At 63.5% G+C, this 23,439-nt stretch carries 18 protein-coding genes; 7 read left to right on the plus strand and 11 right to left on the minus strand.

Annotation, left to right across the window (positions count from 1 at the left end):
- The 3 genes from LCW13_RS12170 to galE all read right to left on the minus strand — a co-directional run bounded on the left by LCW13_RS12170 (position 1) and on the right by galE (position 3,996).
- A complete protein-coding gene (locus LCW13_RS12170) occupies positions 1 to 1,851 on the minus strand; it encodes a sulfatase-like hydrolase/transferase (protein ID WP_225347022.1) in 1,851 nt (616 codons plus the stop codon).
- Positions 1,852 to 1,930: 79 nt separating this feature from the next.
- Positions 1,931 to 2,758, minus strand: a complete 828-nt coding sequence (gene cysQ / locus LCW13_RS12175) for a 3'(2'),5'-bisphosphate nucleotidase CysQ (protein WP_216059966.1) — start codon at positions 2,756 to 2,758, stop codon at positions 1,931 to 1,933.
- Positions 2,759 to 2,973: 215 nt separating this feature from the next.
- Positions 2,974 to 3,996 carry a UDP-glucose 4-epimerase GalE gene (galE, locus tag LCW13_RS12180; RefSeq protein ID WP_043337279.1) on the minus strand — a complete coding sequence of 341 codons (1,023 nt, stop codon included), beginning with the start codon at positions 3,994 to 3,996 and terminating at the stop codon, positions 2,974 to 2,976.
- Positions 3,997 to 4,519: 523 nt separating this feature from the next.
- On the opposite strand from galE, the gene LCW13_RS12185 reads away from it, so the two are divergent.
- Positions 4,520 to 6,016, plus strand: a complete 1,497-nt coding sequence (locus LCW13_RS12185) for an SLC13 family permease (RefSeq protein ID WP_054555474.1) — start codon at positions 4,520 to 4,522, stop codon at positions 6,014 to 6,016.
- A 255-nt stretch (positions 6,017 to 6,271) separates the two neighbouring features.
- Here the strand turns inward: LCW13_RS12185 and gltS are convergent, their stop codons facing one another.
- Positions 6,272 to 7,462 (minus strand): sodium/glutamate symporter, encoded by a 1,191-nt coding sequence (gltS, locus tag LCW13_RS12190; protein WP_043331271.1) that lies wholly within the window; start codon positions 7,460 to 7,462, stop codon positions 6,272 to 6,274.
- Between the two features lie 457 nt (positions 7,463 to 7,919).
- Positions 7,920 to 9,644, minus strand: a complete 1,725-nt coding sequence (locus tag LCW13_RS12195) for a 2-isopropylmalate synthase (RefSeq protein ID WP_225347023.1) — start codon at positions 9,642 to 9,644, stop codon at positions 7,920 to 7,922.
- 557 nt (positions 9,645 to 10,201) lie between these two features.
- Here LCW13_RS12195 and LCW13_RS12200 point away from each other — a divergent pair.
- Positions 10,202 to 10,690, plus strand: coding sequence for an Lrp/AsnC family transcriptional regulator (locus LCW13_RS12200; RefSeq protein ID WP_043331273.1), 489 nt, complete (start codon positions 10,202 to 10,204; stop codon positions 10,688 to 10,690).
- Positions 10,691 to 10,816: 126 nt separating this feature from the next.
- Here LCW13_RS12200 and hppD read toward each other — a convergent pair whose 3' ends face one another.
- Positions 10,817 to 11,896 (minus strand): 4-hydroxyphenylpyruvate dioxygenase, encoded by a 1,080-nt coding sequence (gene hppD, locus LCW13_RS12205; RefSeq protein WP_225347024.1) that lies wholly within the window; start codon positions 11,894 to 11,896, stop codon positions 10,817 to 10,819.
- A gap of 358 nt (positions 11,897 to 12,254) precedes the next feature.
- Positions 12,255 to 12,860, minus strand: coding sequence for a LysE/ArgO family amino acid transporter (locus LCW13_RS12210; RefSeq protein WP_175088642.1), 606 nt, complete (start codon positions 12,858 to 12,860; stop codon positions 12,255 to 12,257).
- A 135-nt stretch (positions 12,861 to 12,995) separates the two neighbouring features.
- Between LCW13_RS12210 and LCW13_RS12215 the strand changes: the two genes are divergently transcribed.
- The gene (locus LCW13_RS12215) at positions 12,996 to 13,934 is read left to right on the plus strand and encodes a LysR family transcriptional regulator ArgP (protein ID WP_225347025.1); all 939 of its coding nucleotides are present in this window, start codon (positions 12,996 to 12,998) and stop codon (positions 13,932 to 13,934) included.
- Positions 13,935 to 13,974: 40 nt separating this feature from the next.
- Here the strand turns inward: LCW13_RS12215 and argE are convergent, their stop codons facing one another.
- Both argE and fdhA read right to left on the minus strand, forming a co-directional pair.
- Positions 13,975 to 15,213, minus strand: a complete 1,239-nt coding sequence (gene argE, locus LCW13_RS12220) for an acetylornithine deacetylase (protein WP_225347026.1) — start codon at positions 15,211 to 15,213, stop codon at positions 13,975 to 13,977.
- A gap of 231 nt (positions 15,214 to 15,444) precedes the next feature.
- The gene (gene fdhA, locus LCW13_RS12225) at positions 15,445 to 16,653 is read right to left on the minus strand and encodes a formaldehyde dehydrogenase, glutathione-independent (RefSeq protein WP_054555477.1); all 1,209 of its coding nucleotides are present in this window, start codon (positions 16,651 to 16,653) and stop codon (positions 15,445 to 15,447) included.
- Between the two features lie 428 nt (positions 16,654 to 17,081).
- Between fdhA and LCW13_RS12230 the strand changes: the two genes are divergently transcribed.
- Positions 17,082 to 17,459 (plus strand): hypothetical protein, encoded by a 378-nt coding sequence (locus LCW13_RS12230; protein ID WP_043331278.1) that lies wholly within the window; start codon positions 17,082 to 17,084, stop codon positions 17,457 to 17,459.
- Between the two features lie 440 nt (positions 17,460 to 17,899).
- Complete coding sequence (gene cfa / locus LCW13_RS12235) at positions 17,900 to 19,078, plus strand: cyclopropane fatty acyl phospholipid synthase (protein WP_054555479.1); 1,179 nt, start codon at positions 17,900 to 17,902, stop codon at positions 19,076 to 19,078.
- A 164-nt stretch (positions 19,079 to 19,242) separates the two neighbouring features.
- On the opposite strand, the gene LCW13_RS12240 is transcribed toward cfa, so the two are convergent.
- Positions 19,243 to 19,764, minus strand: a complete 522-nt coding sequence (locus LCW13_RS12240; RefSeq protein ID WP_225347027.1) for a MarR family winged helix-turn-helix transcriptional regulator — start codon at positions 19,762 to 19,764, stop codon at positions 19,243 to 19,245.
- A gap of 344 nt (positions 19,765 to 20,108) precedes the next feature.
- On the minus strand, positions 20,109 to 21,662 hold the full coding sequence (locus LCW13_RS12245; protein WP_225347028.1) for a sigma-54-dependent transcriptional regulator: 1,554 nt from the start codon (positions 21,660 to 21,662) through the stop codon (positions 20,109 to 20,111).
- 465 nt (positions 21,663 to 22,127) lie between these two features.
- On the opposite strand from LCW13_RS12245, the gene phhA reads away from it, so the two are divergent.
- Both phhA and LCW13_RS12255 read left to right on the plus strand, forming a co-directional pair.
- On the plus strand, positions 22,128 to 23,009 hold the full coding sequence (phhA, locus tag LCW13_RS12250; protein WP_225347029.1) for a phenylalanine 4-monooxygenase: 882 nt from the start codon (positions 22,128 to 22,130) through the stop codon (positions 23,007 to 23,009).
- A 90-nt stretch (positions 23,010 to 23,099) separates the two neighbouring features.
- A complete protein-coding gene (locus tag LCW13_RS12255) occupies positions 23,100 to 23,438 on the plus strand; it encodes a 4a-hydroxytetrahydrobiopterin dehydratase (protein ID WP_054555480.1) in 339 nt (112 codons plus the stop codon).
- Position 23,439 lies beyond the last annotated feature (1 nt).

The raw sequence follows: 23,439 nt of genomic DNA on the forward strand, positions 1-23,439 counted from the left end.
TCAGTCCTTGAGAGTTTCTGAAGGTAATGAAGCAGGTGACAAGGTGAACGCCGACGACTCCTCTGACGGCGTCACGCGGGAATCCGGTTGTGGGGCTTGCCCGTCGCGTTTCGCGCCCTGCCCGGACATGAACTCCGGACGCTCCAGCAGCTCGGTGGTCGCCTCGACCGCTTCCTCGAGCTCTTCGGCACCCGGCGCGAGAGGTCGGGAAAGAAAGTCCGACGGCAGGGCTTCATAGAAGTTCAATCGCCCCAGCTGGTCCAGCACCGGATGACGCTCACGCGGCTGATAGCAGACCGCCCAGGGGGACAGGCACGGCTTGTCACCGGAGAAACGGATGCCCAGCCAGTCGCTGGCCAGATAGGGCAGGTCAAAACTGGCGAAAGGCTCATCGGCGTGCGAGCGCAGGCGCGTCAGCTCACGCGCGGGATTGGGCGCCTGCCCCGTCTGCCACAGCCATAGCGGAATGCGGTACGGCGCCTGACTGGGGCGATCACCGCCATGCACATAGGCGTCACTGAGCGGGTCATGCTCGAGGCCGTGGTCCGACAGATAGAGCACGCCAGCGGGCCGCCCTTCCAGGCGCTGGAAGACGCCCTCGATCACCTGATCCGTGAAGCGGATGCTGTCATCGTAGGCATCGGTCAGCGGTGAGCGGCTGTCCGGGGTCAGGAAATAGCGCAGTGAATCCGGGTACTGCAGGCTGGCCGGCGGGTGACTGCCGTAGAGATGCAGCACGATCAGCCGCGGCCCCTCGACATCGCGCGCCAGCGCCTCATCCAGTGCATCCAGCAAGCCATCGTCATAGTCGGTCATGATGGTGCGAGCGACATCGGCACGCTGGGCGATGGCGGTGATCCAGGTGCGCTCGGAAGTGATATCGAGCCCCTGGCGCGACAGCCACTCGGTATGATAGCCGGCCTGATTGGCCAGCGAGATCAGATTGGCGTCCAGGTAGCGCGGCGAGAAGGTCCGCGGGTCGGTCAGGCTGGCCAGCATCGGTACCGCCAGCACGGTCTGTGGCGCCGGCGCGATGGCCTGATCGAAGACCACCAGCTCGTCGCGACGCGCATCGAGATTCGGCGTCGTGGCGCGGGAATAGCCATACAGCGACAGCTGATCGCGGCGCTGGGATTCGCCGATGATCAGGACGAAGACGGCGTCATCCGACACCTCGGGGCTGCGCGAGACGCCACCGAAATCATAGTCGTCCGCCATCAGCGCCTTGTAGCGCTCCTTCTCCCACCAGGCATGCGAGGTGGTGGCCAGGTTCCAGCCCGGCGAGACCGACAGCGTCGTGATGGCCAACGGCACGCTGGCCCGCCCCCACTGCCAGCTGCCGGCCAGCAGCATCAGCATCCAGAGCACGAAGGCGATTCCGCTGCGCCCACCCAGCCGGGCGCGAGCCAGCCCCGCCCCGAAGCGATTGCCCAGTGACAGCGCCAGCAGGAAGAACCCCAGCGGCACGATCAGGGCCAGCGGGAACTTGAACAGCATCGCCATCGATTCGCTGCGACTGGTATCCAGCGAGCTGAGCGCGAAGGCCAGCCCATAGCGGGAATCGTAATAGACGGCGCTGACCACACTTGCGGAGAGATTGACGCCCAGCGCCGCCATCAGCCCCAGCGCCGGCCAACGCCAGTGCGGACGATGCAGCGCCGCCAGCAGGCACGGCCACAGCAACAGATTGCCGAACAGGATCAGGCCGCCCTCGAGCAGGCCGTGATAGATCAACGGCACCAGACTCGCCAGCAGGGCCAGCGTGATGGCGGAGATCACCCCGGCCCGCTTGCTTGCCTGATCGCTGCGCGCAAACAGGCGACGGACGAGGCGCTGCAGCAGGCCCTTCATGCGCGTCCTCGCCATGACATAAGCGCTTCAGCCCTCACGCAGGCCAATGGATGCACGAGCCGTCGAGCCCCGGCCACCCTCAGACGTCCAGCGCCTGGCGCCAGCGACCATCCGCTTGGCCACAGGCGATGAAGAAGGGATTCACCAGCGTATCGCGGGCGTTGTAGTCCAGACGACGCGGTTGTGCGGGCAGTGACTCGGCATCGAAGACCTGGCCGCCGGCCGCTTCCAGCACGGCCTGGGCCGCCGCGGTGTCCCACTCGCTGGTCGGCGCGTAGCGCGGATAGAGATCCGCATTGCCTTCCGCGATGCGACAGAACTTGAGCGAGCTGCCACAGCTGACGTTCTCCACCGGTGCCAGTCGCTCGATCAACGCCGCCGTACGCGCATCGAGATGTGACTTGCTGGCCACGACTCTCAATACCTCGGGCTCCGGACTGACCGTGATCGCGACACGCCCGGTGGCGTCTTCCCGGAAAGCCCCCACACCGGCGAGCCCGCTCCAGGTCGTCTCCAGTACCGGCGCATCCACCACGCCCAGCACGCTGCGCGAACCCTGGATCAGCGCCACGTTGACGGTGTATTCACCGCTGCCGGTGACGAATTCACGCGTGCCATCCAGCGGGTCGACCAGCCAGAAGGTCTGCCAGTCACGCCGCGCCGCGATATCGGCCTTGTCACTCTCCTCCGAGAGCACCGGGATCTGCGGCGTCAGGCGGGCCAGCCCCTCGACCAGCACATGATGCGCCGCCATATCCGCCGCCGTGACGGGGCTGTCATCCGCCTTGGCACGCGTGCCGAGCTCTCCCCCACGGGCAACGGCGAGTATCGCCTGCCCCGCTTCACGGCAAAGCTGTTCAATGGCCGTCAGCAGTTCAAGATCGAGGGTGACATCAGACTGGGTCATGGGGGTCTCGCAGAGAATTCGAAGGAGTCGACACGGGCCCTTCGGCCCGCCGTCATCATACGCAAAAGCGGCCGCGGATGCTGCCCGCGACCGCTTCGAGAGGTCTTCACACAAGCGCCGTCAACTCAATCTCGGTCAACTCAAGCTCGGTCAACTCAAGCTCGGTCAACTCAAGCTTGGTCAACTTCGGCGCACTGACCCTGCAGTGTCAGTTTTCAGGCACTGCGATAGCCGTTGGGGTTGCGTGACTGCCAACGCCAGCTGTCGGCCATCATGCGGTCGAGACCCAGCTCGGCCTTCCACTTGAGCTCGCTGAAGGCCTTGTCCGGCTCCGCCCAGCACTCGGCGATATCACCGGCACGACGCGGTGCGATGCGATACGGCACCGGACGACCGCTGGCCTTCTCGAACGCCTTGACCATGTCCAGCACGCTGTAGCCGGTACCGGTGCCCAGGTTGTAGGTGTGAACGCCATCCCGCGCATCACCGGCCAGGTAGTCCAGCGCCTTGAGGTGGCCATCGGCCAGGTCGACGACGTGGATGTAGTCGCGCACCCCGGTGCCATCCGGCGTCGGGTAGTCATCACCGAACACGGCCAGTTCCTCGAGGCGACCCACGGCGACCTGGCTGATATACGGCACCAGGTTGTTGGGAATGCCGTTGGGGTCTTCGCCGATGGTGCCGGACTCGTGAGCGCCCACCGGATTGAAGTAGCGCAGCAGCGCGATGCGCCAGCTGTCATCCGCGACGGCCAGGTCGCGCAGCACTTCCTCGACCATCAGCTTGGAGCGGCCATAGGGGTTGGTCGCGGAGGTCGGGAAGTCTTCACGGATCGGCGTGGAGGCCGGATCGCCATACACGGTGGCGGAGGAAGAGAACACGATACGCTTGACGCCGGCACGCGCCATGGCGTCACACAGCACCAGGGTGCCGTTGACGTTGTTGTCATAATAGGCCAGCGGCTTGGCGACGCTCTCGCCGACCGCCTTGAGCCCGGCGAAGTGGACCACGGCCTCGATATCGTGACGCTCGAACAGGCTGTCGAGCAGCGCGCCGTTGCGGATATCGCCTTCGACGAACGGCACTTCGCGTCCGGCAAGCGTCGCCACACGCGCAAGAGAGGCTTCACTGGCATTGGACAGGTTGTCCAGCACCAGCACCTGATGGCCGGCCTCCATGAGCGCCAATACCGTATGAGAGCCGATGTAGCCTGCACCACCCGTGACCAGAATCATCAATCATCTTCCTTGTGAAAGTAACGCGACAATGGGCCACGCAGTTGTCCTGCGCTGGCCCTGTTCATGGCTGCTAACCCTACCTTCCAGCCCTTGCGCTCACAAGTCCACAGCCAACGACAGCGTCTGTCGCCAGACAGCAACCTGACCCGTGCAAGATGGCGTCACACAGGGCCTGGCCCGAGGTGTGAGCACCTCGGATCAAGCGTCGCGCTTGCGCGGCGTCAAGGTTTCACTTGCCGGAGTTTCAAAACAGGCAATGAAGGCTATTGAGCCGCGCCGCAATGCTGAGACAATGGCCGCGCCTTGCCGCCTGAGCGCCCGGCTGATCGACTCGCGAGCGGCTTTCTGACAAGGCAGGCAACATGACACGTCGTGCACGTCACCCCGACCGGGGATACATGCGCGACATGTAATGAATAACACCAACACGACAACTCGCCATCACCTACCATGACCCATACCAACAACACGATGACCACCATGATGAGGAAGCCAGTCGCCGACCGGCTTCTCTGGAGTCGACATGCCTGAGCAATCTCCCGATCACGTCGCTGATCAATCCACTACGCCGCCACAAGCGCCACTCGCGGCGCGCATCGGCCTGATACTCGGACCCCTCCTGTTGCTGCTGACCTGGCTGACACCAGCGCCGGGTGACATGCCGGACAGCGCCTGGCTCTGCGTCGGCCTTGCCCTGCTGATGGCCACCTGGTGGGCCACCGAGGCCCTGCCGATTCCGGTGACCTCGCTGCTGCCCATCGTGCTGGTGCCGGCGCTTGGCATCGACGACATCAAGAGCACCACCGCCGCCTATGCCAACCCGACCATCTACCTGTTCCTCGGTGGCTTCCTGCTCGGGATCGCCATGCAGCGCTGGGACCTGCATCGCCGCGTGGCCCTGCATACGCTGAAGCTTGCCGGCCACTCGCCGCGCCGCCAGATCGCCGGCTTCATGATCGCCACCGGCTTCATCAGCATGTGGGTGTCCAACACCGCCACCAGCATCATGATGCTGCCCATCGGCATGTCAGTGGTCAGCCTGATGTCCAGTGGTCAGGATGAGCGCGACAGCAATGACCCGGAATTGAAGCGCTACGCCGCCGCCCTGCTGCTGGGCATCGCCTATTCCGCCAGCCTCGGCGGTATCGCGACCCTGATCGGCACGCCGCCCAATGCCCTGCTGGCAGGCTACCTGTCCAGTGATCAAGGCATCGAGATCGGCTTCGCCCAGTGGATGGTCGTCGGCCTGCCGGTCGCCATCGCCATGTGCGCCATCACCTGGTGGTGGCTGACGCGCACGCCCTTCTCCTTCAAGTCCGAGACGGCAGACAGCGGCGAGATGATCAGCCGTGAACTCAAGGCACTGGGCGCCATGAGCAGCGCCGAGAAACGTGTCGGCGTCGCCTTCCTGGTGGCTGCCCTGCTGTGGATGTTCCGTCCGCTGATCAACCAGATGGGCCTTGCCTGGCTGTCGGACACCGGCATCGCCATGGCCATCGGCGTGGGCCTGTTCGCCATTCCCTCCGGCACCTCACGCGGCCGCCGCCTGCTGGTGTGGGAAGACGCGCGTGACCTGCCCTGGGGCGTGTTGCTGCTGTTCGGGGGTGGTCTGGCACTGGCGGGCGTGATCAAGAGCTCGGGTCTCGCCGAGTGGATCGCCGGCCAGCTGTCGATGTTCAGCGTGCTGCCGCTCATCGGCCTGGTCGCCATCGTGGTCGTGGTGATCATCTTCCTGACCGAGGTCACCTCCAATACCGCGACGGCAGCTGCCTTCCTGCCGCTGCTGGGGGCACTGGCGCTGTCATTGGACATCGATCCGCTGCTGATCACCGTGCCGGCAGCCATCGCGGCCAGCTGTGCCTTCATGATGCCGGTGGCGACGCCGCCCAACGCCATCGTGTTCGCCACCGGCCACCTCAAGATCCAGACCATGATGCGCGCCGGCTTCTTCCTGAACCTGGCCGGTACCGTGGTCGTCACCCTGCTGGCCTATGGCCTGATCGTGGCACTGTGGGTGTAGATGAGGCTGCTGACGCGGGGCCTGGAAGAGAGCGAAGGTGAGAACGAGGGCGAGAGCACAAGCGCCTGACGAGCTTCTCACCGCCTTTGAAGCCTGAGCCCTGGAAGCCTGAGCCCTTGAAGCCTGAGCCCTTGAAGCTTCCGTCCTTGAAACTTCAGCCCCCGAAACGACAACGCCGGACTCCAATGGAGTCCGGCGTTGTCGTTCATGCCAGGCAGATTCTGCGACTTCTCATCATGACATCTGCTGTCATGTTCAGAAGAAGCCGAGGAAGCCCTTGATGATCAGCGAGTTGGCGATATCGATCAGGAAACCACCCACCACCGGCACGATGATGAAGGCCAGACGCGACGGCCCGTGGTGCTGCGTGACCGCCTGCATGTTGGCGATCGCCGTCGGCGTGGCGCCCATGCCGAAACCACAGTTACCCGCGACCAGGACTGCTGCGTCGTAGTTCTTGCCCATCAGGCGGAAGGTGACCTGGGTGGTGTAGAGGAACACCAGCGCGACCTGTGCCAGCAGGATGGCCAGAATCGGCAGTGCCAGGTTGGCCAGATCCCAGAGCTTGAGCGTCATCAGCGCCAGCGCCAGGAAGATGGACAGGCTGATGTTGCCCAGCACATCCACGGCGTGGGTATTGAGGTGCTTGTCACCGAAGGCGCGCACCACGTTGCCGATGACGATACAGCTGAACAGCACCCACACGAAGGTCGGCAGCGAGAAGGCGGTGCCCGAGGTGAGTGACTGCAGCTGCTGGCCACAGACGACCCCGAGCAGCAGCATGAAGAGTGTCTTCAGGGCATTGGACGTATTCAGCGGATGCTGGACTTCCGTCTCGTCATATTCGGAATCGCTGACCTGGGCGTTGATGTCCTGCCCTTCGCGCTTCATGCGATTGATCAGGAAACGCGCCGTCGGCCCACCGATCAGGGAACCGAACACCAACCCGAAGGTGGCACAGGCCATCGCGACTTCCATCGCGCCATTGATGCCATATTCGTCGGCGAAGACGTTGGCCCATGCCGCGCCGGTACCGTGGCCACCGGACATGGTGATGGAACCGCCAAGCAGACCCAGTACCGGATCAAGACCGAACAGACTGGCAACACCGACACCCAGCAGGTTCTGCAGAATGAGCAGACCGATGACCAGCGCGAGGAACAGCACCAGCTTGCTGCCGCCGGCACGAATCATGCGAACGTCTGCCGACAGGCCAACGGAGCCGAAGAACAGCAACATGAAGGGAGTCTGGAGACCGCCGAAGAACTGGAACTCGTAACCCAGGCCGCGCAGGCCGGTGACGATGATGGTAGCGATGAGGCCGCCGACCACAGGCTCGGGGATATTGAATTCGCGCAGCACGCGCACGCGCTCGACGATCAGATGGCCAACGACGAGGACAAGCGCCGCCAGCAACAGGGTGGTGATAGCATCAAGTTGAATCATGCGATACCGATGAGTAGTTGTGGGTTGTTCTAGCGGACCTCCTGAACGAGAGGTGCACTGGCGATGCCCGATCAGAGCAGGGATGGGGACGCATCCATTATCTCTTCAATCAGGGGGTTTGCCTTTGCACCGCTTGGAATTGTTGTGTTCTCGAATCCGGTCTGCCACCAGATCGTTATCATTATGCGGGTGCAGCGATGATACGCAGGGTGGGCACCGGTGCAAGCCCGGATGTTGACTGAGCCGTCAACATCAGACAAAAGTCTATAGCGGCCTGGCGAGCATGACACGTATTTTCCACGCAAGCCTGCCCGCGTCAGCCCAGCAACGGCGGGCGTGAGCGCCAGCCGGGCAACTTCTGCCCTGCCGCGAAACGCAAAGACCCCCGCTCTGATGAGCGAGGGTCTCGAGAGAGGCAAAAAAGCCCCTGATCAGTCACGCATGAGGCGTGTTGTCGTCAGACAGCGACCGGACCGGCTTCCTCGGCACGTTCCGCTTCGCTGCGTGCACTGCTTTCCAGGCCGCGATTGACCGCCGACAGCACGGCCTTGAGCGACGCGCTCACGGTATCGCCATCCTCGGCCATGCCGCAGACACGCTTGCCATCCAGGTTGAGCATCACGAAGGCCACCGCGACGGCATCGCTGCCTTCGCCGAGGGCGTGCTCACCGTAGTCCACCACGCTGACGGTGGAACCGGTGTGACGCTGCCAGGCATCCATGAAGGCGGAGATGGCACCGTTGCCTTCGCCGGCCAGCGCGATCTGCTCGCCCTTGTCATCGACCAGTGTCGCGGTGAGCTGCTCGGCCCCTTCGCGATCCAGACGATAGCCCTTGAGGCTCAGCGGCGCCTCACGCTTGAAGCTGGTATCAAGAATCGCGCGAATCTGGTCGCTGGACAGCTCACCACTGACCTGCTCGCTGGCCTTCTGCACGTGCGGCGCAAGCTCGAGGCTCATCCAGCGCGGCAGGCTGATGCCGTGATCGCGCTCGAGCAGGAAGGCCATGCCACCCTTGCCGGACTGACTGTTGACGCGGATCACCGCCTGGAAATCGCGGCCCAGATCCTGCGGGTCGATGGGCAGATAGGCGACCTGCCACGGCTCATCAGGCTGCTGCTTCTTGAGGCACTTGCGGATGGCGTCCTGGTGGCTGCCGGAGAAGGCGGTGTAGACCAGCTCGCCGACCCACGGGTGACGCGGGTGAACCGGCAGATTGGTGCACTCGGTGTAGACCTGGATGATCTCGTCCGGGTTGGAGAGATCCAGCTCCGGATCGATGCCCTGGCTGTAGAGGTTCATCGCCAGGGTGATCAAGTCCATGTTGCCGGTGCGCTCACCGTTGCCCAGCAGGGTGCCTTCGATGCGGTCAGCCCCGGCCAGCAGGCCAAGTTCGGCGGCAGCGGCGGCGCCACCGCGGTCGTTGTGGGTGTGCAGCGAGATGATCGAGCAGTCACGACGGCTCAGGTGCTTGATGAAGTACTCGACCTGATCGGCGAAGTGATTGGCCGGGCCCACTTCCACCGTGGCCGGCAGGTTGAGGATGCAGCGTTTTTCCGGCGTCGGCTGCCAGACATCCATCACCGCCTCACACACCTCGACGGCGTAATCCATCTCGGTAGAGGTGAAACTCTCCGGCGAGTACTGGAACACCCAGTTGGTGTCCGGATAGCGCTCGGCGTAGTCCTTGACCAGCTGTGCACCCTCGACGGCGATGGCCTTGATGCCGTCACGGTCCATCTCGAACACCCGCTCACGCTGCACGGTGGAGGTGGAGTTGTAGACGTGAACGACGGCATCACGCGCACCGACCAGCGATTCGAAGGTACGCGCGATCAGATGCTCACGCGCCTGCACCAGCACCTGGATGCTGACGCCTTCCGGGACCTGGTCTTCCTCGATCAACCAGCGCACGAAGTCGAAATCGAGCTGACTGGCGGAGGGGAAACCGACTTCGATCTCCTTGAGGCCGATCTTGACCAGCAGCTTCCACATCAGCTTCTTCTGCTCGACCGTCATCGGCTCGAGCAGCGCCTGATTGCCATCACGCAGGTCGACACTCGCCCATAGCGGCGCCTGGGTCACGGTACGCGACGGCCACTGGCGGTCGGTCAGTGCGACAGGGGTCACGGGGCGATATTTGGTGTGGTCGAAGGCAGCACTTGGCGTGGATGCAGCAGTCATGGTCGTGTCCTTGGCGGTCTGGGTGCGAAAAACCGGCAATCGAGGCCCGATACGGGAGATCGATGGCACCTTTCGCACTCAACAGTGTCCCAATCGGGGCGCCTGAGTAAATGTGAGATGACGAAGGCGTGAAGGCCTTGCATCCGAAAGCTTGCCGTCAGCAGGGCAAGCAAGCAAGTCGGGGGCAGCGTAACGTCACTGCCCGCCGCAAGCTCCGGGACCGGATCACGGTCTCCAGCGCGGAGAGAAGGACGGTGGGATCACCACCAGAGCCCTTTCGGCAGCCTCGCTTCGATCAGAAGCCGACTGCGTTCCGCGTTCACCGGTTGCAAGAGGCGTGTCGCCAGCGCCGGTGGCTCATCCTGCTCAGGTCTGTCGTTCGCGCCGTGCATCGTGTCATGCGACAGCCACGACCCGAGCGGGCATCTTCATCGCTGAGCAGTGATTACAGTATATGCCGCATATCAGGGCGGACGATTGCGAAAACCACATGACATCGCCATCTTAAAAGCAGATTATTTCACCATTCACATCTTCACCGCTAATGGATTGCGAAAATGAGCCAGAATATTCCTCTCCCGACACTGGACCGCTTCGACCGTCGCATTCTTGACGAGCTTCAGCACTCGGGTCGCATCAGCAATCAGGAACTCGCGGAGCGCATTGGCCTGTCCCCGTCGCCCTGCCTGCGCCGTGTCCGTGCGCTGGAAGAAAGCGGCATGATCACCGGCTACCGCGCCCAGATAGATGCCCGCAAGCTGGGACTCAGCCTGATGGCGTTGCTGCATATCTCGATGGACCGCCACACCCCGGAACGCTTCACCAACTTCGAGGACACCATCGCCTCGCTGCCCCAGGTGATGGAATGCCTGCTGATCACCGGCCAGGAAGCCGATTACCAGCTCAAGGTGGTGGTCAAGGACATGGATGACTATCACGACCTGCTGCTCAAGCAGATCACGCGGATCGAAGGTGTGACCGGCGTGCATTCAAGCTTCGTGCTGCGTCAGGTGATCGATCACCAGCGCGTCCCGACGACCTCCTGAGCCTGACTGCCTGAATCAAGACTTCAGCAACACGAAAGCCCCGTCGGCTATCACCGGCGGGGCTTTCGTGTTGCTGAAGATGCCATCGTGATCACGCGGTGATCAGGGCGTGCCGGAATGGGTGGATCACTCGGCGCTGATGATGCCGCGGCGGATCTGGTCTTCCTCGATGGATTCGAACAGTGCCTTGAAGTTGCCCTCGCCGAAACCATCGTTGCCCTTGCGCTGGATGATCTCGAAGAAGATCGGTCCGATCACCGTCTCGGTGAAGATCTGCAACAGAATCCCCTCCCCTGGCGCGCCATCGACCAGCAGGTTCAATGCCTTGAGGTCCTCGACATTCTCTTCGTGGTTGGGCACCCGCGCATCGACCTTCTCATAATAGGTGGCCGGCGTGGTCAGGAAGGTGACGCCATTGGCCTTGAGCGCCTTGACGGTGGCATGGATATCATCCGTCGCCATCGCCAGATGCTGGATACCCTCGCCATGGTATTCGCGGATGAATTCCGCGATCTGGGAGTCATCATCCGCTGACTCGTTGATGGGAATGTGCATCTTGCCGCACGGTGCCGTCATCGCGCGCGAGAAGAGCCCGGTCATCTTGCCTTCGATATCGAAATAGCGGATCTCGCGGAAGTTGGCGATACGCGCATAGAAGTCTGCCCACACATCCATCTGGCCACGCCCGACATTGTGGGTCAGGTGATCCAGCGTATGCAGGCCGACACTGTTGGCATTCTCGATTGCGCCGTCGATGGCGATGAAGTCGGTATCGTAGATCGAGCGCTCGCGGTGATGGTCCACGAAGTACAGCACCGAACCGCCGATGCCTTGCACCGCAGGGATGCCCACCTCGCCCGGCCCGACCGGATGCTCGACGCTGCGCGCACCGTGCGCCAGTGCGTAGCGATGCGCCTGCTCGGCATCCGCCACGCGCCAGGCCATCGCACAGGCACTCGGGCCGTGGATCGCCGCGAATTCCGCCGCCGGGCTGTTCGGCTCGGCGTTGAGCACCACATTGATGCCGTGCTGCTGGAACAGGAACACCTGCTTGGAGCGATGGCGACGGGTCTCGGTAAATCCGAGCTGGTTGAACAACTTGCGCAGGGCATCGATGCCGGCCGCATCCGGGGCCGTGAATTCGACGAACTCGAAGCCGTCCGTGCCGATGGGATTGTGCTGTTCGATACGCGCCGGTGCGTTCATGAGGGGCTCCTGAGTCAGGCTGCCGACAAGGCAGGCAAGGTAGAGAAAAGGCGGGCAACATCCTTCACGACAGGCGAACGCATCGCGCTGATCACCTGTCGTGTCCCGATTCCGCTATCGGAAATCTATGCCTTGCCTGCCGCCCTGCCCATTCGCCTTGCGCCCTCATTGGTGCCGTGTCCGGCCTCCCCTCACGCCAGACATGTAACGAAACCCTGCCATGGCGCTGACGGCCATCTCGACACTGCCCACTCGGGGCGCTCCCACTGCCGCCAGCGCCTGACACTGCGTCATGCTTTCTTTACACCTATCGACGCGTCTCGCCTGCTGCTGCCTCTTGCCCGTCTTGCGTTGGTCGCTAGAGCCAGGCACCGCTGCCCAGCTGCCAGGCGACCCACAGCAGAATCGTGGCGATGAAGGCCTCGATGACCTGCCAGGCACGCGGGCTGGTCAGACGTGGCGCCAGCCAACCGGCACATGCCACCAGGCCGAAGAACCAGCCGAAGGAGGCCAGGCTCGCCCCGACGATGAAGCTTTCCGGGGACGGCTGCTGCGCGCCGATCGCGCCCAGCATCACCAGCGTATCCAGATAGACCTGCGGGTTGAGCAGCGTGACGGCCAAGGTTGCCGCCAGCACCTTGCCGAGGTTGGCCTTGAGCGCGTTGCTCGCCGTCAGCTGGCCGCCAGTGCGCATGCGCCCCAACGCCTTGAGTGCCTGCCAGAGCAGAAACGCCACCCCGCCCCAGCGGGCAATGCTCATCAAAAGCGGCGACTGCTGCATCAGCGCGCCCAGCCCGAGCACGCCGGCGATGATCAGCACGCCATCGCACAGCGCGCAGAGCCCCGCCACCCACCATTGATGCTCGCGCTTGAGACCCTGTCCCAACACGAAGGCATTCTGCGCCCCGATGGCGATGATCAAGCCTGCGCCTACCCCTGCCCCATTGAAGAATGACCACCACATATCGCCTGTCCTTTCGTCGTGTCGTTGCCGTGACTGACGACGTCTGCCACGGCTGTCAGTGCTGAGGCAGGCAGAGTACGCTAGGATGAATCCATCAAGGAAATTGATTCAGGGAATGGATCATAAGGAATACTGATGCTGGACTATAAACTGCTGGAGGCGCTGGCGGCCGTCATCGATCAGGCGGGCTTTGAACGCGGGGCGCGAGCACTGGGGCTGACGCAGTCGGCGGTCTCGCAGCGCATCAAGTTGCTGGAGGCACGGCTGGGGCAGCCGGTACTGGTGCGTACACCGCGCCTGGGGCCGACGCCGCTCGGGCGGCGCCTGCTCAATCATGTCCAGCAGGTGCGCCTGCTGGAACATGACCTGCTCGACCAGATTCCCGCCCTCGGCGAGAGCGAGCAGCGACTGCGCATCGCCATCAATGCCGATTCGCTGGCCACCTGGTGGCCGACCGTCACCGGCAGTTTCTGTCGCGAGCGTGACCTGTTGCTGGACATGCTGGTGGAGGATCAGGAAGTGGCGCTCAGGCGCATGCGCGACGGAGAAGTCGCGGGCTGCATCTGTGCCACGCCACGCCCGGTGCAGGGTGCGCGCTCCCACCCGCTGGGCAGCATGCGCTATCGGGCGCTGGCCAGCCCGGACTTCGTGCAGCGCCATATCGCGAAGAAAGGCCACGCCATCCCGCCCCTTATGCCGGCCGAGACCCTGCGCAGCATGCCCGCCATCGTCTATGGCCGTGATGACCGCCTGCAGCACCGGCTGTTGTCGACCATGGGCTTCGATGAGCCCTTCCCCCACCACCTCTGCCCGTCGTCGGAGGGTTTCGTGCGTCTGGCCTTGAGCGGCATGGGCTACGGCATGATTCCCGAGCAGCAGGCGGCGCATCTGCTGGCCAGTGGTGAGCTGGTGGATATCGCGCCGAACCATGCCCTCGATGTACCGCTTTACTGGCATCACTGGCGCCACGGTGGCAGCACGCTGGACAAGCTCACCGACCACCTGCTGCGGGAATGTGCCACGACATTGCGCCCGATGCCGGAGCAGGAGACGCCCCGCCCCGGCATGCTGTGAGATCACGTGTCAGTCGTGCATCAGGCCCGACACAGGAGCCTCAACCGCCCTGTTGCTCACGCACCAGCTGGGCCAGGAAGCGATCACAGGCCGCCAGCTGGCTGAGCTCGATGTACTCATTGGCCTGATGCGCGACCCCGATGGAGCCTGGCCCGCAGACCACCGTCGGCCAGCCTTCGCTCTGGAACTGTCCCGCCTCGGTGGTGTACGCCACGGCCTCGCTGGCCCGCTCATCGCCCAGCAGACGCTGGCAGAGGCGAATGGCCGGGTCCCGATCGCCATGCCCGAGTGACGGCACCGTTTCCACCGTGCGTTCGCTACGAATCGTCACTTCTGGCGCCCGCTCACGATAGGGAGCGACCAGACGCTCGGCGTGGGCATCGATCTCCGCCAGCATCGCCTCGACATCCTCGCCCGGCAGATGGCGCAGCTCCCAGTCGAAGATGCACTCCCCGGCGGTGATGTTGACCGCCGTGCCGCCCTCGATACGCCCGACGTGCAGGCTGGCGTGGGGCACATCGAAGCGCTCGTCCAGATGGCCGCAGTCGATGCGCGCCTGCATGCGGTCCTCGATGAAGGTCACCATGCGCGCCGCCAGATGGATGGCACTCACCCCCTGATAGACCAGGCTGGAATGCGACGGCTTGCCGGTCACCGTGGTGCGCAGATCGGTAATGCCCTTGTGGGCATCGACGATCGCCATCATGGTCGGCTCGCCCACCAGCACCGCCGCCGGACGCGGCAGGCGGTCACGCAGGCGTGCGATCATGCGCGGCGCCCCCAGACAGCCGATCTCCTCGTCATAGGAGAAGGCAAGAATCACCGGCTTTTTCAGCGTGCCCGCACGTTGGGCATTCACCAGCGCCGGCACCGCCGCCATGCAGCAGGCGATGAAGCCCTTCATGTCGGCGGAACCGCGCCCATGAAGGCGACCCTCGGCCTCACGCAGCGTGAAGGGATCACTGTCCCAGGCCTGACCCTCCACCGGCACCACATCGGTGTGCCCGGAGAGCACCACACCACCCTCGACCTCCGGCCCGATCACCGCCAGCAGATTGGCCTTGTCGCCGCCATCGTTGTGGATGACCTCGGCACTGACGCCGACCACTTCCAGGGCGTCGCGCAGGCAATGGATCAACGCCAGATTCGACTCGCGCGACACGGTATTGAAGCTGACCAGATGCGCCAGCCAGTCGCGGCTATTGGGCCAGTCGGAGAAATCGGCGTGCTGCGGCATCAGGCTGGCGGTATTGGCGATGGGGGACGCTGAAGCGGACATGGGCATTCCTGTGCAGATACATCAGAGCGGAGAGCACCATACGCAGCGCGCTGGCCTCATATGCCCACCGGTATAGCGCAGCGCTTCTTCGACAACAAGGGCCTGGCTGCAACATCCGACTGGCAGGCACGCTTCAAAAAAGACGACGCCGCCACACCCGATGAAAGGGCGTGGCGGCGTCGTCTGTGGCGGCAGAACTCCGCTACGGGCGGGATTCAGGCCGTGATGGCATCAGGCGGCACGGCCGTTGCGCACCATGGCGTGGGGGTCGATGACGAATTTCTTGGCAGCGCCGCCATCGAAGTCCGCATAGCCCTGCGGTGCTTCTTCCAGACTGATGACCTGAACATTGACCGCATCGGCGATATTGACGCGCCCGAACAGGATCGCCTGCATCAGCGGGCGGTGATACTTCATCACCGGGCATTGGCCCGTGTGCAGCGAGTGGGACTTGGCCCAGCCCAGCCCGAAGCGCATCGACAGCGCCCCGACCTTGGCGGCCTCATCCTCGGCGCCCGGGTCTTCGGTGACATAAAGCCCGGGAATACCGATCTGGCCGCCGGCACGCGTCAGCGCCATTGCCGAGTTGAGCACCGTGGCCGGCTGCTCGCGGCCGTGATCACAACCACAGCCATGCGCCTCGAAGCCGACGCAATCGACGAAGCAATCCACTTCGCGCTCGCCGAGAATCACCTCGACCTTGTCTTCCATCGAACCTTCCTGACGCAGATCGATGGTCTCGCAGCCGAAGCTCTCGGCCTGCTGCAAACGCTCGGGGATCATGTCGCCGACGATGACACAGGCCGCCCCCAGTAGCTGGGCGGACACGGCCGCCGCCAGCCCGACCGGCCCGGCCCCCGCGATATACACCGTGGAGCCCGGCCCGACCCCCGCGGTCACGCAGCCGTGGAAGCCGGTGGGGAAGATATCGGACAGCAGCGTCAGATCACGGATCTTCTCCATCGCCTGGTCGGCATCCGGGAACTTGAGCAGGTTGAAGTCGGCATAGGGAACCATGACGTAATCTGTCTGACCGCCAGTCCAGCCGCCCATGTCGACATAGCCGTAGGCCGCGCCGGGACGCGCCGGGTTGACGTTCAGACAGATCCCCGTCTTGCCTTCCTTGCAGTTGCGGCAGCGGCCGCAGGCAATGTTGAAGGGTACCGAGACGATGTCACCGACCTTGATGAATTCCACATCGCGCCCGGCCTCGACGACCAGACCGGTGATCTCGTGGCCCAGCACCAGGCCCTGCGGCGCAGTGGTGCGGCCACGCACCATGTGCTGATCACTGCCGCAGATATTGGTCGAGACGACCTTGAGAATGACCCCGTGTTCACACTTGCGATTTCCCAGCGCCAGGGTCGGATAGTCCAGTGATTCGACACTCACCTTCCCCGCTCCCTGGTATACGACTCCGCGATTGGCATTGGCTGACATGACGTGCTCCTGGCTGGCATGGGGTTTGGCAGGTGGCCGGCGACAGGCAGACAAGCTGGCTTGCGCCGCCCGTCACTTCTCCTGCATCGGCCACCAGCCCCCGGTCGGTGGCGTCCAACCGGTAGGGCTTATGCAGACTAGGTCAGTTGTCACAGGTTGGCTGTCCAGATGAGGCATCGACATGCCTAAATGAGACAGTTCACGACCAAAGTGTCACTTCGGTTGCCCGCAAGCCCACTCGCCAGTGCCCTCGCGCCTCTGCTGTTGGCGGCAGGCGACAGTCAGCGTCGATGCATCTCGACACTTGAAGCACGCGCCCATACCCCCCAGTACTGATGTCAGCGTCATCTTGACGACAGACATTGAGACCCGAGCCCGCTTACGGCGGCTCTGGAAGACAGCTCTGAAAGACACTTCAAGGAGAGATCATGACCCTGACATCCAACGCCCTGCGCAATTCCTGCATGACCCTGGCCCTCGTCGGCTCCGCCTTCATCGCCGGTTGCGGCAACACCAGCGTGATCGAGAAGCAGGACACGCGCTATGAAGTCAGCGCCGTCGATGAAGACCGCGATGATGCCATCGCACAGGTCAAGGAACGCGCGCTCGAGGTGTGTGAAGAGCAGGACCGCGACAAGTACGATGTGCTCGATTCGCGCGTCTTCGGCCCGCACGACGCCACCGCCAAGGCCGCCGATGGCAATGACCAGCTGGAAGGTGGCACCGTCAATGAAGACACCGAAATGGCTGCCGCCACCCATGAAGGCGAAGGTTACAAGGTCGTCTGGACCGTGCGCTGCCGCTGAGGCGTTCCCCCGTCAGGTAGCGTGACCTGACAGCGCGCTCGAACGCGAAAGCGAAAGTCGCAACGACGGCGAAAGCGAAAGCGCAGCATCCGTCAGAAAGCCGCCCCCAGGGGCGGCTTTCTTGCGTTCCGACACCAGGCGATAACCCAGGGAAACCGACACTGCGGCACTTGAGTTCCGACGAAAGCTGTCCCAGCGCTGCCCCTGATCGCCATGTGAAACTGGTGAAGAGAGAGCCCCCGCCGCCCGGGTGGCACGACAGTGGCGACTCGGACGCTGACCCTGCAACCTCGCTGCATGCACCTCGCAGCATGAAGCTCGCGCATTGCCATGCGAGACGTTCGACAGCCCTATCGCTCGGGGACTGTCGATCACTGCCATACGCCATGACGAACCCATCAGGACTCTCTGCGCCCGCGCGCCGTCAAGGAGGCTTTTCCATGAGTATCGAACAACGCCTGGCCCCCGTTGCACTCCCCGACACCCGTCATCGACGCACCGTCGAACATCTGCTGGCAGGTTCCGGCGTCAGGCTCAACGGGCCCGATCCCTGGGACATTCGCGTTCGCCATCCGGACCTCTTCCGGCGGGTACTGCAGCAAGGCAGCCTGGGACTGGGCGAGGCTTATATGGAAGGCTGGTGGGACTGCGACCAGATCGACGAGATGATCTGTCGCCTGCTGCGACATGGCCTGGGCAGCCGCGCCCACACCACCAGCGAGCGCATCGCCTATCGCCTGCAGGCCGGGGTGATCAACCTGCAGAGCCGCCGCCGCGCCGGCGTGGTCGGCAAGGTGCATTATGACTTCGGCAATGACCTCTTCACGCGCATGCTGGATGACACCCTGTGCTACAGCTGCGGCTACTGGAAAGACCTGCCGGTGAGTGCGGAGAACCTGGGCAAGGCGCAACAGGCCAAGCTGGATCTGGTGTGTCGCAAGCTGGGGCTGGCGCCCGGCATGCGGTTGCTGGATATCGGCTGTGGCTGGGGGAGCCTTGCCGCCTACGCCGCGCGCCATTACGGCGTGGAGGTCGTCGGCATCACCATCTCCGCCGAACAGGCCGCGCTGGCGCGTGAGCATTGCGCAGGGCTACCGGTGGAAATCCTGCTCAAGGACTATCGCGACCCTGACTTCCGGCGCACGGTGGGAAGCTTTGATGCCATCGCCTCGATTGGCATGTTCGAACACGTCGGCCACAAGAACTACGCCACCTACTTTGCCCATGCCGCGCACCTGCTGCGGCCCGGCGGGCGCTTCGTGCTGCACACCATCGGCTCCAACCAGAGCGATATCTCGGCCGACCCCTGGGTCAACCGCTATATCTTCCCCAATGGCGTGCTGCCCAGCGCCAGTCAGCTGGTACGCGCCAGCGAAGCGCATCTGGTGATGGAGGACTGGCACAACTTCGGCGCCGACTATGACCCGACATTGATGGCGTGGCGCGCCAATCTCGACCAGCACTGGCATGAGCTGGCCGATACCTACTCACCGCGCGACAAGCGCATGTTCGAGTACTATCTCGGCGCCTGCGCAGGCGCCTTCCGCGCCCGCCAGCTTCAGCTGTGGCAGGTGGTGTTCACCCACGGCACCGCAGGGCGCTACGACGCGCCACGCTGATCCACCGCCTGCGGAGCGCCGACAATCTCGACCGGCGACGACTGTCACAAGCGGCGGGGCGAATCAGACGCGTCGCCGCGAAGCGATTGAGCAGCGCATGCATCAGGTAGATCAGCAGCATCGCGCTGCAGACCGCGACCAGCGCCGAAAGCGCTGATCGGATGTCACCCCTGACGACTCCGCTGATATTCGGCCTGGGAGCGCGCGATGCTGGCACTGGCATTGTCTTCAAACTGGAGCAGAGTGCGGGCGAAGGCATTGAGCGCTTCGTCATCGAAGCCGACGTACAGCTCGGCACGCACTCGCTCGATGCGCTCCGTCAACTGGGTCAGGCACTGGCGGCCTTGCTCGGTGAACCACAGGCAACGCGCCCGCTTGTCGGTCTCGTGCGGCACACGCGCAATCAGCTGCTGAGCCTCGAGCTGGTTGAGGGTGCGCGTCAGCGACGGCATCTCGATGCCCAGCTCGCTGGCCAGCATCTGTTGGGTACAGCCCTCGCCGAGCTTTTCCAGATGGACCATGACCGTCCAGCGCGATTCCGTCATGTCCAGGCTACGCACCGCGCTGGTGATGGCGGTGCGCCATAGACGGTGGACCCGGCCGACCTGGCCACCCAGCGAGGGCTTGATCTGCTCGTGAAACGGAATTTCCTGTGTCGAATCCGTCCCCGAAGAATGTGCGTTCATGTATCATCTCTCGACATGAAGGCTCCCATGACACTCCCCCTCATCGGTACTGAGCGGAAGACCCACGAGAGCCTTGATTGGTGCGGCGTCAGGGCGGCTGTTGCCGGCGATATCAGACGCCATCTATATTAGCTTGCTAACAATATGAGAATCATACCCTTTATTAGCGAGCAAAACAATTCACCAATTCCGATATTCAAACACGCATTCAAGCGCCTCTGCGTCTCTGTCTTCTTGCCTGTCTTCTGACTTATCTTCCCCTTCTCCTCTTTCTTCTTTTGCGGCTCGTCTGCTTTGCTCTCGCCCTGTTGTCTTTTCTCTCCCGTCATCACCTGCGCCGCGGGTCATTCCTGCGCGATGCCGTGACGCTTGAGCTTGTTGGCGATGGTGGTATGCGAGACCCCCAGGCGCTTGGCCAGCAATCGGCTGGACGGGTACTCGGGGTAGAGATGCGCCAGGATGCGCCGTTCGACCTCGTCATGGATATCGCCCAGGCTGCCGGTCAGGTCGATGTTGTCCAGCCCCTCATCACGCGCCTCGCCGGACAGGCGCAGATGCTGCGCCTCGATCACCTCGCCATCGCACAGCGAGACGGCCTGGAACAGCACGTTCTCCAGCTGACGCACGTTGCCCGGCCAGTGATAGCCCTGCAGGCGCGCCATGGCCTCGGGCGAGATATCCCGTACGCGAGCGCCGATCTGACGCACCGCCCGCTCGAGGAAATGCCGCGCCAGCTCCTCGAGCCCATCCAGACATTCCCTGAGCGGCGGAATCTGCACACACAGCACATTGAGGCGATGGAAGAGGTCGTGGCGGAAGCGCCCTTCGCTGCACAGTGCCGGCAGGTCCTGTTGGGTGGCGCAGATCACGCGCACATCGAGGAAGGTCTCCTCATCGCTGCCGACACGCCGGAAACCGCCGTCCTGCAAAAAGCGCAGCAGCTTGACCTGCATGCGCGGACTCATCTCGCCGACCTCATCCAGGAAGATGGTGCCGCCGCTGGTCAATTCCAGCAGGCCCAGCTTGCCCTCTGGCCGTGCGCCCTCGAAGGCGCCCGGGGCATAACCGAACAGCTCCGTCTCGGCCATCGATTCCGGCAGCCCCGCGCAATTGAGCGCCATGAAGGGTGCCTGGCCGCGGGGGCTTGCCAGGTGGCAGGCCCGCGCCAGCAGCTCCTTGCCGGTGCCGGTCTCGCCCTCGATCAAGAGCGGCGCATCCAGCGGTGCCATGCGGCGAGCCTCCTTGACCACCGCCGACAGCTGACGGCTCGCCTGGAATATCGCTTCGAAGCCGCGCACCTCGGTGCGCTGGATCTGATAGATACGCGAGCCCAGTCGGTCTGCACGATGCAGGGTGACCACGGCGCCCGCCAGCGAGGCGACATCCTCATTCTCGGTATGCAGTGGCGCGATATCGGCGAGGAAGGTCTCCTCCCCTACCCGCAGGCGCAGGCCATTGACGCGGGCATTGTTGCGCCGGATCAGTTCCGGCAGGTCGACATCCTGGACGTGACGCGTCAGCGCCAGCCCCGGCACCTCATCGATGCGCACCCCGAGCAACTTGCCTGCCGCGCGATTGGCCGCTACCACGCGCCCATCCATGTCGATGGACATCACCGGGTCTGACAGCGATGACAGCAGCGCATTGAGCTCCAGATGGCGTCGCTCGGTGGGCATCAGGCTGACGCGACTGACCTTGAAGACCCCGGGGATCTCCTCGAGGGTCGGCTTCAGGGTCGAGAGCTGCATGCGCAGCATGTTGGGCACATGTAGATAGATGGAGTTGTTGGCCTCTCCGCCGACCTCACCGCGCAGCACGTTGAGGCCGTAATCGGCAAAGGGGGCCAGGATGTCGCGCAGAATCCCGATTCGATTCTGGCAGGTCAATTTGAGGCGCATGGCGTTCTCGGCATTGTCGTTGGAATTCTTGTTGGCATTGTCGTTGGAATTCTTGTTGGATTGTCATCGAAATGGTGTCGCCGGCCTGGCGGCGCCGCTCGAGTCACGGGCGGCTTGGCGACGGACAGCTTGGCGACGGGCGGCTTGGCGACGGGCGGCTGAGTGACGTTAACGTAAGCGTTATCAAAAACGTCGTAAAGCATTCCTTACAAAAGACGGCGACACAGCAATGCACGAGCGCCCGAATGGCACAGGATGCGCCCGATTACCACTCCAGTGTCACAATTATGTGACAAGATACGCGCCAACGCAGCGTTATCTGCGGCGCAGAGCCACGCCTGACCACTGGTCAACGCCACCCGACAAGGCCTAGCGTTGTCATCGACATGCAAGGACTGGCATGTACGCCATAAAGACAACACGGCAGCCTGCTCGGCAGCGCCGCCATCTGGTTGGGGAGGTTGCATGAACGCACCGCAGGGTCGTCATTGGCCACAGACATCCCAGGAAGCTCAGCCCGGCTCGCAAACCAAGGCCAAGGGCACCCGCTACGTGGCCCATGAGCCGGATGCCCGGGGCCGGATCCATTACAGCGATCAGGAAAACGCCACCTGGCAGACACTGATGGCGCGCCAGATGGCGCTGGTCGAGGGGCGTGTCTGTCGCGAGTATCGGCAAGGGCTCGAGCGCCTTGCCCTGCCGGAGGACCGCATCCCCCAGCTCGGCGAGATCGATCGTGTCCTCGAGGCCGCCACCGGCTGGCGAACCGCTCGCGTGCCGGCCTTGATCCCCTTCACGCGCTTCTTCGAGTTGCTCGCCGAGCGGCGCTTCCCGGTCGCCACCTTCATCCGCTCCCCGCAAGAACTCGACTACCTGCAGGAGCCGGACATCTTCCACGAGATCTTCGGCCACTGCCCGATGCTCACCCACCCCGCCTTCGCCGAGTTCACCGCCACCTTCGGACGCCTCGGTCTCGCCGCCAGCAAGGAAGAGCGCGTCTATCTGGCCCGCCTCTACTGGATGACGGTGGAATTCGGCATGCTGCGCGAGACTCAACCCGATGGTAGTCGCGCCCTGCGCCTCTACGGCGGCGGCATCATCTCCTCGCCGCGCGAGACCCGCTATGCCCTGGGTGAGCTTGCGGAGAGTCTCGAGCGCCCCGCGCATCTGCCCTTCGATGCCGTCGAGGCACTGCGCACCCCGTATCGCATCGACATCCTGCAGCCGCTCTACTATGTCCTTGAGTCACTGGACGACCTGCATGAACTCGCCAGTCGCGACATCATGGCGCTGGTCCACGAGGCGATGGCTCTCGGCCTCAAGACGCCGCGCTTCCCACCACGTTGATCGCACAGACGCTGATCGCACCGACGCCCTTGCCCCAAGGGATACGCCTTTTCACCAGCCCCCTCTTTCCTCAAGCCGGAGAATAGTGACATGACCGAACTCGCCAGACAGTCCTGTGAAGCCTGCAGCTTCGATGCGCCCAAGGTCAGCGATAGCGACATCGAGACGCTCAAGACCGCCATTCCCGAGTGGCAGTTGCTCAATCGCGATGGCATCATGCAACTGGAACGGTGCTTCACGTTCCGCAACTTCAAGCAGGCACTGGCATTCACCAATCGCGTAGGCGAGATTGCCGAGGAAGTCGGGCACCACCCGGCACTTCTCACCGAGTGGGGCAAGGTCACCGTGACCTGGTGGTCCCACGAGATGAAGGGTCTGCACAAGAACGATTTCATCATGGCCGCCAGAACCGACGAGGTAGCGAAATAAG

The organism is Cobetia amphilecti (genome assembly GCF_020217465.1).
Lineage (GTDB): Bacteria > Pseudomonadota > Gammaproteobacteria > Pseudomonadales > Halomonadaceae > Cobetia > Cobetia amphilecti.

What these genes read in the sequence shown, in the direction of transcription:
- LCW13_RS12215 (WP_225347025.1), top strand. Translation starts at nt 12,996, where the DNA reads ATGCTGGACTATAAACTGCTGGAGGCGCTGGCGGCCGTCATCGATCAG.
- phhA (WP_225347029.1), top strand. Translation starts at nt 22,128, where the DNA reads ATGAACGCACCGCAGGGTCGTCATTGGCCACAGACATCCCAGGAAGCT.
- LCW13_RS12195 (WP_225347023.1), bottom strand. Translation starts at nt 9,644, where the DNA reads ATGACTGCTGCATCCACGCCAAGTGCTGCCTTCGACCACACCAAATAT.
- cysQ (WP_216059966.1), bottom strand. Translation starts at nt 2,758, where the DNA reads ATGACCCAGTCTGATGTCACCCTCGATCTTGAACTGCTGACGGCCATT.
- gltS (WP_043331271.1), bottom strand. Translation starts at nt 7,462, where the DNA reads ATGATTCAACTTGATGCTATCACCACCCTGTTGCTGGCGGCGCTTGTC.
- fdhA (WP_054555477.1), bottom strand. Translation starts at nt 16,653, where the DNA reads ATGTCAGCCAATGCCAATCGCGGAGTCGTATACCAGGGAGCGGGGAAG.
- argE (WP_225347026.1), bottom strand. Translation starts at nt 15,213, where the DNA reads ATGTCCGCTTCAGCGTCCCCCATCGCCAATACCGCCAGCCTGATGCCG.
- LCW13_RS12245 (WP_225347028.1), bottom strand. Translation starts at nt 21,662, where the DNA reads ATGCGCCTCAAATTGACCTGCCAGAATCGAATCGGGATTCTGCGCGAC.
- LCW13_RS12210 (WP_175088642.1), bottom strand. Translation starts at nt 12,860, where the DNA reads ATGTGGTGGTCATTCTTCAATGGGGCAGGGGTAGGCGCAGGCTTGATC.
- LCW13_RS12240 (WP_225347027.1), bottom strand. Translation starts at nt 19,764, where the DNA reads ATGAACGCACATTCTTCGGGGACGGATTCGACACAGGAAATTCCGTTT.
- LCW13_RS12185 (WP_054555474.1), top strand. Translation starts at nt 4,520, where the DNA reads ATGCCTGAGCAATCTCCCGATCACGTCGCTGATCAATCCACTACGCCG.
- LCW13_RS12170 (WP_225347022.1), bottom strand. Translation starts at nt 1,851, where the DNA reads ATGAAGGGCCTGCTGCAGCGCCTCGTCCGTCGCCTGTTTGCGCGCAGC.
- LCW13_RS12230 (WP_043331278.1), top strand. Translation starts at nt 17,082, where the DNA reads ATGACCCTGACATCCAACGCCCTGCGCAATTCCTGCATGACCCTGGCC.
- LCW13_RS12255 (WP_054555480.1), top strand. Translation starts at nt 23,100, where the DNA reads ATGACCGAACTCGCCAGACAGTCCTGTGAAGCCTGCAGCTTCGATGCG.
- hppD (WP_225347024.1), bottom strand. Translation starts at nt 11,896, where the DNA reads ATGAACGCACCGGCGCGTATCGAACAGCACAATCCCATCGGCACGGAC.
- LCW13_RS12200 (WP_043331273.1), top strand. Translation starts at nt 10,202, where the DNA reads ATGAGCCAGAATATTCCTCTCCCGACACTGGACCGCTTCGACCGTCGC.
- cfa (WP_054555479.1), top strand. Translation starts at nt 17,900, where the DNA reads ATGAGTATCGAACAACGCCTGGCCCCCGTTGCACTCCCCGACACCCGT.